Source organism: Microbispora siamensis (assembly GCF_016863095.1).
GTDB lineage: Bacteria > Actinomycetota > Actinomycetes > Streptosporangiales > Streptosporangiaceae > Microbispora > Microbispora siamensis.
Genome location: NZ_BOOF01000009.1, coordinates 65,886 through 78,557, shown reverse-complemented (window position 1 = coordinate 78,557; position 12,672 = coordinate 65,886). Strand labels below are relative to the sequence as shown.

At 71.8% G+C, this 12,672-nt stretch carries 9 protein-coding genes; 6 read left to right on the top strand and 3 right to left on the bottom strand.

Annotated features, from left to right (window positions below; translation table 11 throughout):
• Positions 1-16: 16 nt before the first annotated feature.
• Positions 17-586: an FMN-binding protein gene (locus Msi02_RS10275; protein WP_079317562.1), complete on the top strand. Its 570-nt coding sequence runs from the start codon at positions 17-19 to the stop codon at positions 584-586.
• Positions 583-1,308, top strand: coding sequence for an FAD:protein FMN transferase (locus Msi02_RS10270; RefSeq protein ID WP_239108275.1), 726 nt, complete (start codon positions 583-585; stop codon positions 1,306-1,308). The genes Msi02_RS10275 and Msi02_RS10270 overlap by 4 nt, the downstream gene beginning before the upstream one ends.
• A 136-nt stretch (positions 1,309-1,444) precedes the next feature.
• On the opposite strand, the gene Msi02_RS10265 is transcribed toward Msi02_RS10270, so the two are convergent.
• Positions 1,445-2,596, bottom strand: a complete 1,152-nt coding sequence (locus Msi02_RS10265; protein ID WP_204048126.1) for an FAD-dependent monooxygenase — start codon at positions 2,594-2,596, stop codon at positions 1,445-1,447.
• Positions 2,597-2,682: 86 nt separating this feature from the next.
• Here Msi02_RS10265 and Msi02_RS10260 point away from each other — a divergent pair, with 86 nt between their 5' ends.
• The 4 genes from Msi02_RS10260 to Msi02_RS10245 all read left to right on the top strand — a co-directional run bounded on the left by Msi02_RS10260 (position 2,683) and on the right by Msi02_RS10245 (position 8,797).
• A complete protein-coding gene (locus Msi02_RS10260; RefSeq protein WP_204048125.1) occupies positions 2,683-3,333 on the top strand; it encodes a TetR/AcrR family transcriptional regulator in 651 nt (216 codons plus the stop codon).
• Positions 3,334-3,987: 654 nt separating this feature from the next.
• Positions 3,988-4,584: a cysteine hydrolase family protein gene (locus Msi02_RS10255; RefSeq protein WP_239108274.1), complete on the top strand. Its 597-nt coding sequence runs from the start codon at positions 3,988-3,990 to the stop codon at positions 4,582-4,584.
• 223 nt (positions 4,585-4,807) lie between these two features.
• Positions 4,808-7,915, top strand: a complete 3,108-nt coding sequence (locus tag Msi02_RS10250; protein ID WP_204048124.1) for a DEAD/DEAH box helicase — start codon at positions 4,808-4,810, stop codon at positions 7,913-7,915.
• On the top strand, positions 7,916-8,797 hold the full coding sequence (locus Msi02_RS10245; protein WP_204048123.1) for an SWIM zinc finger family protein: 882 nt from the start codon (positions 7,916-7,918) through the stop codon (positions 8,795-8,797).
• Positions 8,798-8,800: 3 nt separating this feature from the next.
• Here Msi02_RS10245 and Msi02_RS10240 read toward each other — a convergent pair whose 3' ends face one another.
• Together Msi02_RS10240 and Msi02_RS10235 are read right to left on the bottom strand one after the other, a co-directional pair.
• On the bottom strand, positions 8,801-9,730 hold the full coding sequence (locus tag Msi02_RS10240) for a diacylglycerol/lipid kinase family protein (RefSeq protein ID WP_204048122.1): 930 nt from the start codon (positions 9,728-9,730) through the stop codon (positions 8,801-8,803).
• 118 nt (positions 9,731-9,848) lie between these two features.
• Positions 9,849-12,602 (bottom strand): immune inhibitor A domain-containing protein, encoded by a 2,754-nt coding sequence (locus Msi02_RS10235; protein WP_239108273.1) that lies wholly within the window; start codon positions 12,600-12,602, stop codon positions 9,849-9,851.
• Between the last annotated feature and the right edge of the window lie 70 nt (positions 12,603-12,672).

Sequence of the window (12,672 nt, the reverse complement as noted above, 5' to 3'; positions counted from 1 at the left end):
CCTGGATGGGAGTTCCATGCGCAGAGCCATTCTGGCCGTGCTCGCGACCGCCGTCGGTCTCGTGCTGCTGCTGTCGTTCAAACCGCACGAGGTGACTCCGCTGGCCGAGCGTCCGGCCGCCGTCACCCAGGGCGGGGACTCCGGCGACAGCGTTCAGGGCGGGCAGGGGCCGGGCGACGGATTCTTCGGCCACGACCACGACGAGTTCGGCGACGGGAATGGGGACCGCTTCGGCGGGGGCTCCCCGGATTCCTCCGGTTCCGGGTCGGCGTGGACCGGGCAGGGCGCCACCGCGGGCGCCACCAGCGGCGAGAAGACCGTCACCGGCGACTCCGCCGACACCCGCTGGGGCCCCGTGCAGGTGCAGATCGTGATCTCCGGCGGGAAGCTGGCCGGGATCAAGGTGCCGGTGGCTCCCGCGAACAACCGCCGCGACCTTGAGATCAACAACGAGGCGCTCCCGATCCTCAACGAGGAGGCGCTGTCGGCGCAGTCCGCCCAGATCGACACGGTCTCCGGCGCCACCTACACCAGCGACGGGTACATCCGCTCCCTGCAGAGCGCGCTCGACAAGGCCGGCCTGTGACCCGCCACGTCGAGCACGTGATGGGCACCGTCTTCTCCTTCGACGTACGTCACCAGGACGACGCCGCACCATGTGTCGCGGAGGCGGTGGCGTGGCTGCACCACGTCGACGAGGTCTTCTCGACCTACAAGCCGGACAGCCCGGTCAGCCGGCTGGGCCGGGGCGAGATCACGCCGGCCGACTGCCCGCCGGAGGTGGCCGACATCCTCCGCATGTGCGAATCGGTGAGCGACCGGTCCCACGGATACTTCACCGCCTACCCCGGAGGCCGGCTCGACCCTTCGGCCATCGTCAAGGGATGGGCGGTCGAACGGGCCTCCGCCATGCTGCGCGAGGCGGGCGTGCCGGACCACTGCGTGAACGGCGGCGGGGACGTGCGGCTGTCCGGCTCGGCGGGCCCCGGCCGCTCCTGGCGGGTCGGCGTCGCCCACCCGCTCCGCCCGGGGCACCTGGCCGCCGTGGTGTCGGGCAACGACCTCGCCGTCGCCACCTCGGGCACGGCGGAGCGCGGGGCGCACATCATCGACCCTCACACCGGCAGGCCCGCGACCGAGCTGGCCTCGGTGACGGTGATCGGGCCGGACCTCGCCCTGGCCGACGCGTACGCCACCGGCGCCTTCGCCATGGGCGGCGCCGCCCGGGAGTGGGTGGAGGAGCTGGACGGCTACGAGGCCTTCGCCGTCACCGCCGCCGGCGCCACCTGGCGGACGTCCGGCCTCTGAGGGGACGACCCGCGGGTTCGGCGCCGGTGGCGGCTGGGCCTGTGTGGCCGGCCGGGCCCGCCGCCGACACCATGCCCTCGCTCACCATGCCCTCGCTCACCATGCCTCCCTCACCACGCCTCGCTCTTGCCCTCGCTCACCATGCGAGAGCGTGCTTGAGCCGCGTGGCGGCGGCCACGGCGGGCCACAGGCGGGTGGCCAGGTTCCGGGCGAGGATGCCGCCTCGCGTCGCGGGGACCAGGAGTGCCGCCGCCTGCGCGACGTTGCGCTGCTTGGGGTCCACCAGGCGCCAGTGCGCGGCCTCGTACGCGCGGAAGGCCGCGCCGGGATCGCCAGGGTGGGCGGCCAGTGCCTCGGCGAGGGTGAACGCCCCCGCCATGGCCAGGGTGGAACCGTCCCCGAACAGCGACACGCAGGAGGCGGCGTCGCCGAGGAGCGCGACACGGCCCTTCCACCACCGCGGCAGGCGCACCTGGCTGACCGAGTCGAAGTAGAGGTCGTCGGCGGTGCGTACGTGGTCGAGCAGTTCCGGCGCCCGCCAGGACACGTCCGCGAAGGCCTCGATCAGCATCCGCTTGTGCTGCTCGCTGTCGCGGTGGTCGAAGCCGGGCTTCTCGGGGCTCCGGTAGAGGAAGAACGCGACCGCGGGCCTGGGATTGACGGCGATCGCCTTGCCGGGCGTGTTGTGCATGACAACGTCCCGGCCCGCTCCGGCCGCCCCGTCTGCCAGCGGCGTGGTCGCGACGTACAGGCCCATGTGGCGCACGAGCCCGCTCTGCGGCGTCCCCGTCTCCCGGCGGAACGTCAGGCGCCGCGTCACCGAGTGCAGGCCGTCGGCTCCGATCACCAGGTCGAAGCGGCGGGGTGCGGCGCGCTCGAAGGTGACGTCCACCCCGTGCTCGTCCTGGCCGAGCGCCGTGATGGAGTCGTCGAAGAGGAACTCGGCGCGGTCGCGGCTCGCCTCGTACAGGATCGACGCGAGGTCGCCGCGCGGCACCTCGACCTCGTCCGGCCGCTGCACGGCGCGCATGTCCATCCGGCCGACCCGCCTGCCCGCCGCGTCGACGAAGCTGACCCCCGTCGTGCCGGTGGCGGCTTGGCGCAGCCGGGGCAGGACGCCCATCCGTTTCACGACCGGGACGGCGGGTCCCCTGACGTCCACCGGGTTGCCGCTGGACCGTGGCTTCCCCCCGCGTTCCACGACCGTGACCCGGAATCCGTGCCCGGCCAGCCAGTAGGCCAGCGTCGGCCCCGCGATCCCGGCCCCCGAGATCAGCACTGTGCTCATGACATACCCCTAACCGGAAGGTTTTCCTCCACATAACGACGGTATCCTAACCGGAGGAAAATCGTCCAGATCCCGTTCGAAGAGAGGTGGCAGTGGAGAAGGGGCTGCGCGCCGACGCGCGCCGCAACCGGGACCTGATCGTCGCCGCGGCCCAGGAACTGTTCCTGGAGCAGGGCGTCGACGTGCCGCTGGAGGAGGTCGCCCGCCGGGCCGGCGTGGGCGTCGGCACGCTCTACCGCCGCTTCCCGGACCGGGACGCGTTGCTCCGGGCGGTCGGCGAGGAGAGCCTGCGCCGCCTGGTGGACCTGGCGGAGACGGCCTGGCGCGAGGAGCCGGACGCCTGGCACGCGCTGTGCCGTTTCCTGCGCGGCTCGGTCGCGCTGCGGCTGGGCGTGCTGCCGGCGAAGCTCGAACCGCACCTGCATCAGCGGATGCGCGTCGGCCCCGACCTGCACGAGATGCGGCAGCGGGTGATCGCCGCCGTCCTGCGGATGATCGAACGGGCGCAGGCGGACGGCGCGCTGCGCGCCGACGTCGGCCCCGGCGACATCGCCGTCCTGATGACCCTGAACGTCTACACGCCACCGGCCCTGCCCGGCGAGCCGGCCATGGCACGCGTGGTGGAGATCATGCTGGACGGCCTGCGCGCCGACCGGCGATCACCCCTCCCCGGAACTCCGCTCGACGGCGACGACCTGCGCCGCTACACCGCCGTACGGGTCCCGCCCACCGAGTGACGCCCGGGCGATGACGAGCCCTCAGGAAGGGGATGCCGGCGCTCTGGACGACCGAGCCTGCAAGCACCCCCGCCGTCGGCGGTAGGGTCCCGGCCTGGACAGTGGTGGCACGGCTGTGAAAGGTGCGAGGTCCAGTGCTGCCAAGCCCTGGCCGCACTCGGTGAGCACGTCCGCGCCTTCGCCCAGATGATGGTGCGACTCACCGGTGACGGCCTGGCGCGCTGCGCGCCATCTGCGGCAACCCGCCCAGGGGACAGAGGACCACGGAATTGACGCCAGAGCCAGTTTCGGGTCTGGCGCGAAGATCGCGAATCCGCGAGATCCTTGTCGGTGCCGAATGAGATCTGAGTGTGGTCCTACCTCGGGGGCCTCCTGCTGAGCTCGCCCACGCCATCGATCCCGAGACCCTCACAGTGGAGGCCCCATGGCAGGCTCTGATGTCGGGGCAGATCGTTATGGGCCGGGAGGGCGGGGCGATGCTCGCACTCGTGCCATCGTGGTTTGAGCGGACCAGGGACCGATGGTGGATAGAGCCTGACAGCACGGCCTGCGCCCAAGCCGCCTATGCCGCGGCCGATGGCCCTTATGAGGAATCTGTCCCACTATCGTCGTATCAGATCAACGACAACAGCCCCAAGAGTACGGTCGTGGAGGATGGCCGTCGGCGTGCCGTACAGACAAGGAAACCGCATGACCACCACCGCACTCATCGTCGGCGACATGCAGGCGGGCATCGTGGACAACTACCCCTTCGCCGCCGCCGTGCTGCCCGTTGCGGAAAAGGTTGTCTCTGCGGCCAGAGCCGCCGGAATCCCAGTGATCTTCATCCGTTTCGGGCTGCGGGCCTCAGGCCTTGATGTGGCAGCGGGAAACCGGTTGATCAGCGACCTGCACGGGGCGGGGACGCTGTTCCACGAAGATTCCCCCGAGACGCTCGTGCACCCGCGTATCAAGCCGTTGCCGGATGAGGCCGTCGTTCTCAAGCGCCGGGCCAGCGCCTTCGCGGCGAGCGACCTCGATCGGCTCCTGCGCGCTCAGCACATCGACTCGATCGTGCTGACCGGTGTCGCCACCGGAGCGATGATCGCCGCCACCCTCTACGACGCCTCCGACCGCGACTACCACGTGACCGTGCTCAGCGACGCTTGCGCCGACGGGGAACCGGACGTGCACGACTTCCTGATCAACCGCGTCTTCCCGGCCAGGGGTGCTGACGTGCTCACGGGCCAGGAGTGGATCGCCCGCCTGTGACCCGGCCGAGTCGCCGGCCGCGTGCGCCAGCTCGCCGCCCAGCTGTTCGCGCCGTACGTCGCGCCGCCCGACGGGGATGGCTTCGTCCACAGGTGCCGACGGGAGCGGATCGGGAGCCCCGTTTCCGCTGCTAGCGTTCCGAATTGGCAGAGGGAGACGGCCTGCTCGTGATTCACGCGGCCGGCGACGGTAGGCGGCTCGCACTCAGAGTGAAGGAAACGGCGTGCTCGTGATCCATGTCGCCTGGAACGGCGGGAGACTCGTGCTCTGGGCGGAGGAGTCGGCCGGCGCGGAGCCGGTGGCCTCCCGCGCCGAGGTGCGCCCCCACCCCTTCGCCGCTCCCGCGAGCACCCTCGCCGCGGAGCTGCCGCGCTGGGGGGACGCCGCGGCAGAGGCGGCGGGCAAGGCCGTGTCCGGCGAGGCGGTGCTGCTGCTGCCGAGTTCGGCGGCGAGCCCCCTTCCCTCGCCGGAGACCGGCCTGCGGATCACCGCGCGCCGCCCGAGGATCAGTCCGTGGCGGGTGCCCGCGTTGCTGGTCGAGCCGGGGCCCGCGCTGCGGCTGCTGACGGGGGCGTTCGAGCCGCCGCCCGCCGCCGGGCCGTCCCTGCGCTATCTCGCGATCGTCGCCGCCCACGCCCGCGACCTGGTGCGGCGCGGCCGGGTGCTGCCCCAGCTCGTCGCCGAGGACGGCGGCTACGCGGCGCGCTGGCGGCCGGTGCTGACCGGCGCGCATGCCGACCGCGTCCGCGAGCTCGCCGCCGCCATGCCGCCGGTCTGCCGGGCCGTGGGCGAGGAGCGGCCGTCCGCCCATGTGCTGATCGAGGCGCTTGCGGGCCTGACCGACGCCGCCGTACGGCAGGCGCTGCCGGAACGCCTGCTCGGCGGGCACCGCCCCGGGCAGCGTAGCCCCCTGGCCGACCGGTGGACGGTGGCGCTCACCGGGGACACGGCGGCCCTTCCCGGCGCACGCCGGGGGGAGGCGGAGGCGCTGGCCCGGCCGCTGGAGGACTGGTTCAGGGCGGCCCACCAGCTCGACGGCCCGGTCAAGGTGTGCTTCCGCCTCGTCGAGCCCCTCCTGGCCGACGAGCAGCCGGGCCGGGAGACGACCCCGAGCCCGGGCGTGGCAGCCGACGCCGCGGCCCGAGCGGATACCGCACCACGCATGGGCGCCGCCGCCGACGCGGGCGCAGGGGCGTGGCGGGTCGAGTTCGCCCTCCAGTCGGCCGAGGACCCGAGCCTCTACGTGCCCGCTCCCCTCGTCTGGGCGGGCGAGACCGTGCCCGGCCTGCCCGGGCGGCCGGACGAGACGCTGCTCGCCGGCCTGGGCCGGGCGGCCCGTCTCTACCCGAGGATCGACGACGCGCTCCGGGAGGCCCGGCCGGCGCACGTCGCCCTCGACGTGGAGGGGGCCTTCCACTTCCTCCGGCACGCCGCGCCCCTCCTCCAGTCGGCCGGGTTCGGCGTGCAGTTGCCCGCGTGGGCGGGCCGCGCCCGGCTCGGCCTGAAGCTCACCGCACGGTCCCGCTCCGGGCCTGGCGCCGCCGCCGACCAGGGGTTCGGGCTGGCGCAGCTCGTGGACTTCCGGGCCGAGCTGGCCGTCGGCGACGAGACGATCAGCGAGGCGGAGCTGGCCGAGCTGGCCCGGCTCAAGGTGCCGCTGGTCCGGCTGCGCGGGCAGTGGGTCGAGCTGGACGCCCGGCAGCTCGGGGCCGCGCTCAAGGCGGTGGAGCGCCGCAGTTCCGGTCAGATGACGATCGGCGAGGTCATCCAGGAGGTGGTCCACGGCGGGGACGACGAGCTTCCGCTCGTGGAGGTGGACGCCGACGGCCTGCTCGGCGACCTGCTGTCCGGCGAGGCCGACCGGCGTCTCGAACCCGTCACGACCCCGGCCGCCTTCCACGGCACGCTGCGGCCCTACCAGGAACGCGGTCTTGCCTGGCTCAGCTTCATGTCCCAAATCGGACTAGGCGGCATTCTTGCCGACGATATGGGGCTTGGTAAGACTCTTCAGACGTTGTCCCTGCTTCTCCGCGAACGCGAGCAGGGAGAGCAGGCAGGGGCGACGCTGCTGGTGTGCCCGATGTCGCTGCTCAGCAACTGGCAGAAGGAGGCGGCCCGCTTCGCGCCCTCGCTGGACGTCTACCTCCATCACGGCACGAGCCGCCTGCGCGGCGAGGAACTGGCCGAGCGGGTCGCCGCGGCCGACCTCGTCCTCACGACGTACGGCACGGCGTTGCGCGACCGCGACGCCCTGGCCGGGTTCACCTGGGGCCGGGTCGTCTGCGACGAGGCCCAGGCCGTCAAGAACGCCGCCGCCCGGCAGGCCCAGGCGGTGCGCTCGCTGCCAGCGCGGACGAGGCTGGCGCTGACCGGCACCCCGGTCGAGAACCATCTGGCCGAGCTGTGGTCGATCATGGAGTTCTGCAATCCCGGCCTGCTCGGATCGGCGAGGGCCTTCCGCGACCGCTATCAGGAGCCGATCGAACGGCGGGGCGACGAGACCGCGACCGCCGCGCTCAAGCGGGCCACGGGCCCGTTCGTGCTCCGGCGCCTCAAGACTGACAAGACGATCATCTCCGACCTGCCGGACAAGATGGAGATGAAGGTCTGGTGCACGCTCACCCCCGAGCAGGCGAGCCTCTACCAGGCGGTGGTCGAGGACATGATGGACAGGATCGCCGGCAGCGAGGGCATCGAGCGGCGGGGGAACGTCCTGGCGGCGATGACCCGGCTCAAGCAGGTCTGCAACCACCCCGCGCACCTGCTCAAGGACGGCTCCCGGCTGACCGGCCGGTCGGGGAAGCTGGCGCGGCTGGAGGAGCTGGCCGAGGAGATCCTCAGCGAGGGCGACAAGGCCCTGGTCTTCACGCAGTACGCCGAGTTCGGCTCGATGCTGCAGCCCTACCTGGCGGCGCGTCTCGACCGCCCGGTGCTGTGGCTGCACGGCGGGCTGCCGAAGAAGACGCGTGACGCGCTGGTGGAGCGGTTCCAGACCGAGGACGAGCCGATGATCTTCCTGCTGTCGCTCAAGGCCGCCGGCACCGGGCTCAACCTCACCGCCGCCGGCCACGTCGTGCACGTGGACCGGTGGTGGAACCCGGCCGTGGAGAACCAGGCCACCGACCGGGCGTTCCGCATCGGGCAGACCCGCAACGTGCAGGTCAGGAAGTTCATCTGCGCGGGGACCCTGGAGGAGCGGATCGACGAGATGATCGAGCGCAAGCAGGCCCTGGCCGAGAGCGTCGTCGGGACGGGCGAGGACTGGATCGCCGGGCTGTCCACGGCGGAGCTGCGCGAGCTGTTCCGCCTGTCCCCCGAGGCGGTGAGCTGAATGCCGGTCGGGCGGGACGGCTGGTTCGAGGCCGCGCGGCCCATCAGGGTCGAGGGCGGCATCAAGGCGCGCTCGAAGCGGGGGTCCATCGGCGAGCGGTGGTGGTCGCGACGCTTCATCGACATCCTGGAGCACGTCTGCGACGCGGGCCGGCTGACCCGGGGGCGCGCGTACGCGCGGCGGGGCCAGGTGCTCGACCTCGACCTCGGTCCCGGCCTGGTGAAGGCCCGGGTGCAGGGCTCGCGCCCGGATCCGTACGACGTGAGCGTGCGGATCATGGCGTACGGCGCGGACGAGTGGGCGGGGCTGGTCGAGGCGCTGGCCGCGCAGGCCCTCCACCGGGCCAAGCTGCTCGCCGGGGAGATGCCGCCGGAGATCGAGGAGGTCTTCTCCGGGTGCGGGCTGCCGCTGTTCCCCGGCGAGCGCGGCCTGGACATGGCCTGCTCCTGCCCCGACTGGGGCTTCCCGTGCAAGCACCTGTCGGCCGTGCTCTACCTGCTGGCCGAGGCGTTCGACGACGATCCGTTCCTGGTGCTGGCCTGGCGGGGCATGGGCAGGGAGGCGCTGCTCGACGCCCTCCGCGCCACCGGCGGCGGGCGGACTCCGGGTGAGCCGGGAGGCGGCGGGATGCCCGGGCTGCTCGACGTGGCCGACGTCCCGTTCGCCGAGCGAACCGGCGACTTCTACGAGTCCGGCGGCTCACCGGCCCGCCTCGGCCCGCCGGCCGATCCCGGGTCGCCTCCCGACCTGCTGCTGCGCGCGCTGGACCCGCCGCCGGTCAAGGCCAGGCACATCCCGCTGCTCGACCTGCTGCGGCCCGCGTACCGGACCCTCGCGGCCCAGGAGAACGAGGAGTCCCGGGAGAACGAGGGGGCCGAGTAGGGATCAGGTGTCCTCGAAGCTCTGCGGAACCATCACGCGGACGCCGTTCGGGATGGTCCTGAGCACGAGCGGCGTGCGCAGCCGCACCTCGCCGTCGATGTCGGCCGCCATCGGCGGGTCGGTCTCCAGCAGCATCTCCTGGCCGGTCACGAACGGCCCGCCCGCGAGGCTGGTCCACCTGCCGGTGGTCGCCCGTACGAGGGTCTCCCCGAGCAGGCGCAGCCGCTTGCCGGAGCCGAGCTGGTAGGCCACCAGCTTGCGGTTGTCGATGCTGACGTCCCTGGCGATCTGCCAGCCGCCGTGGAAGCGGCCGTTGGCGATGTTGAGCTGGTGGGTCAGCAGCTCGTGACGTTTGCCGTCCACCGTGATGTAGGCGCGGAACGGCCGGTGCCTCGGCAGGATCGTGAGCGCGGTCAGCGGGTAGGCCGCCCGGCCGAGCATCCGCTTGAGCCACGGCTTGACGGTGCCCGCCACCTCGACCGAGACGCCGAAGCTCGCGAGGTTGGCGAAGGGCCGGTCGCCGCAGACGCCGAGGTCGATGTCGGCCACCTTGCCCTCGGTGAACACGCCGATCGCCCCGGCCAGGTCGAGCGGCAGCCCGAGGCTGCGGGCGAAGTTGTTGGTGGTGCCGAGCGGCAGCACGCCGAGGGCGACGTCGCGGCCCGCCACATGCTTGACCGAGCTGCTCAGCGTGCCGTCGCCGCCGCCGACCACGAGCAGGTCGGGGCCGGAGTCGAGCGCGCGGGTCAGGATGTCGCGCAGCCGCGAGGGGTCGGTCACCGGGTGGACGCCGGTGAGCCGGAAGTCCCGCTCCTTCAGCAGCCGCAGCACCTCTGCGTAGTGGCGGCGGCCTCGCCGGGACTTCGTGTTCACGACGACGGCGGCCCTCCGCTCCCGGTGGACGGCCGCCGTGTGATCCGCCTTGCTCCGCACGCTCACATGCTAGGGGCCGCCGGGCGCGGGCGCGCAGTCCGCGGAAGGCGGACATGAGTGTGCCCGGCTGCCGTCCGGAGCGGACGGCGGCCGGGCACGGGCACCACCTGAGAGGTGGTTACTTCTTGGCGGGGGTGATCTGGACGATCGCGCCCATGTTGGCCGGCAGCGGGCTGATCAGCTTGATCTGCACGCCGAGCTGCTTGCCCTCGTCGCCGGGGTTGCCGGTGCCGAGGATCGCGCCGCCGATGTCGGTGCCGTACAGCTCCGTCGCCGGGGTGCCGTCCGCGTGGACGATCCGGGTCGAGTACGGCTGGTTGTCCTTGGACGGGACGACGGTCGAGGAGTCACGCTGGCGGTAGTAGAGGCTGCCGTCGCGGACCTCCAGGCCGGGGTACCAGCCCTTGGCGTCCGTGAACGACGTCACCGCGGCCTGCTTGCCGAACGAGGTGCAGTACTCGGTGAACGGCTCGCCCTCGATGCACTCCTTGAACGGGTAGGTGCCGACGAAGTTGAACGCCGCGTTGGACGACTGCGGACGGGACTGCAGGTTCTTCAGCGTGCTCGGGTCGTGCGCCGCCGCCTCGCCCGTACGGCGCAGCGGGTCGAAGTGCGAGTCCACGATGAGCAGCTCGCCCTTCGGGCCCACCGACGGCAGGTCGAACGTGCGGCCCGAGACGTCGTTGTTGGCCACGGAGGTGTCGCGGTACCACACGAGCAGGCCGGGGGCGTTGTACTTGACCTTCTCGACCTTCCAGGCGCCGTCGCGCAGCCAGGTCGTGTCGTAGGCGTACTGCAGGCCCTTGTCGAACCCGTCGAAGTTGCGCCACTCGGCCAGGTAGTACTGCGCCGCCTGCTCCTGACCGGAGTGGATGACCCAGCCGGCGCCGCTGGTGTCGGTGAACGTGCCCTTGGTGGCCGTCCAGCCGTTGGCGCCGCCCTCGACGTCGTCGGTCCACACCGCGGTGGCGCCGTTGTTCAGCGAGAAGTCGTCGTTGAACCAGCCGCGCTGCACGGACGCCGCGTCCGTGGCGTAGCGCAGGCGGATCTGGACGGACTTGCCCGCGAACGGTGCGAGGTCGACGTACAGGTGGTGCCAGCCGCCGCTCTCACCGGTGAGGCCGTACTTCTTGTTGCCGTAGTCCTTCAGGCGGCCGTTGGGGTCGGTGTAGTCGTCGCCGGTGCTGGCGAGGCTGCCGTCCTCGTTGTAGATCTTCTGCTCGGTCCAGGTGGCGCCGCCGTCGGCGGAGATCTCGAAGAAGCCGAAGTCCCAGTCGGCCTCGATGCCCCAGTCGCTCCACCACCAGAACTTCGCGTCCGGTCCGGCCGGGACGTCGACGGTCCTGCTCAGCTTGTTGTCGGCCCAGTCCTGGTCGCTGTTGGACCACCACAGGTTCGACCCGCTGTGCGGGGTGGACATGATGTTCAGCTTGTCCGGCAGGTTGATCCGGACGCCGTCCTCGGTGCCCTTCGGCGTACGCGAGGTCTGGCCGACCGCCACGAGCTGGTTCTTGCCGCCCGGCTCGATGATCTTGGGGTTGGCCCAGCCGAGCACCCACTTGTCCCACAGGCCCATGTGGGTGGGCAGGGACTGGAAGATCGGCCCGGAGTGCGAGCCGCTCGACATCAGGTCCCAGAAGTCGACGTCGGAGTCGCCGCCGCCGGTGGTGTCGTACAGGTCCGGCAGGCCGAGGTCGTGGCCGTACTCGTGGGCGAACACGCCCACCCCGGCGTCCTCGGGCTGGAGGATGTAGTTGGAGATCTTCACGTTCGTGCCCGGCACCGTGTAGCCGCCGGCCACGTCGCTGGAGTGGGCCCACAGGGCCATCGTGCCCTCGGCGCCGCCGCCGCCCGACTTGTCCTCGCCGGCGTGGATCAGCACGAGGTGGTCGACGACGCCGTCGGGCTCGTCGTAGTTGCCGTCGCCGTCGGCGTCGGAGGTGTCCTCCACGTCGTAGTCGGCCCACGGGAAGTTCGGGTTCGACTTCACGAGCGCGTCGACCGCGTCGACCGCGAGCTGGGCGGCGCCGCGCGGGTTGTCCGGGTGGCCGGTCATGTCCTGCGGGTAGGTGTGGCACTTGCCCGCGCCGTACCAGGCCTCGGAGTGCGGGACCTTGATCCAGCCGACGGCCTCACCGGTGACGGTGTAGGCGCCCTTCGACATCTCCTCGTACATGTTCTTCATGGTGGAGCCGGAGATGTCGATGCCCTTCTTGCCGTCCCGGGGGTCGGTCAGGTCCGGGCGGACCCGGGTCGTGATCCCCTTGGAGGTGTAGAGCATGTTGTTGTAGTGAGCCGTGTTGAAGTCGGCCACCCACATGGAGTTGTTGTCCTTGCCCCCACCGCCGGCGGTGGCGGGGTTGGGGATCTTGTTGTGCAGCGGGCCGTTCAGCTTGGTGCCCGGCGGCTCGGTCACGCAGTCGTCGACGTCGTCGATCGTCTTCGGGTGCGACCAGCCGGAGAAGTCGTCGTTGGCCTGGTCGTTGAACTCGACCAGCAGCGTGAGGAGCTTGGCGGTCCTGGTCGTCTTCGCCTTCTTGTAGATGAAGTCGAAGGGGTTCTTCCCGGTCCTGATCGCCTGCTTCTCGTGCTTGGCCAGCACCCGCGCCGCGACCGGGTTGCCGCTCGCGAACTTGTGGTCGACGGCCTGCGCCAGGGCCGCGGTGCGCTTGGCGCCCTTGGCCGGGACCTTCTCCTCGGTCGTGGTGAAGTCGCCCTGCACGCGCGGCGGCGCGTAGTTGATGTAGTGGTCCTTGGCGGAGGGCTGGTAGACCGCCGTGGGAGCCGCAGCCGCACCGGCCGCGGCCAGACCTCCTGCCGCCAGCCCGAGCGCGGGCACGATCGCGGCGAGACGCCGGATTCTTCTGGACAACGAGATCCCTTCCCGTCCGGGTTCCCCGGACACCCATGCACGGCGCGCCGGGATGAGCGCGCATGCGGGA

Excerpts from the sequence above, each read along its gene's own strand:
- Msi02_RS10275 (WP_079317562.1), top strand. The coding sequence starts at position 17 with ATGCGCAGAGCCATTCTGGCCGTGCTCGCGACCGCCGTCGGTCTCGTG.
- Msi02_RS10265 (WP_204048126.1), bottom strand. The coding sequence starts at position 2,596 with ATGAGCACAGTGCTGATCTCGGGGGCCGGGATCGCGGGGCCGACGCTG.
- Msi02_RS10255 (WP_239108274.1), top strand. The coding sequence starts at position 3,988 with ATGGCCGTCGGCGTGCCGTACAGACAAGGAAACCGCATGACCACCACC.
- Msi02_RS10245 (WP_204048123.1), top strand. The coding sequence starts at position 7,916 with ATGCCGGTCGGGCGGGACGGCTGGTTCGAGGCCGCGCGGCCCATCAGG.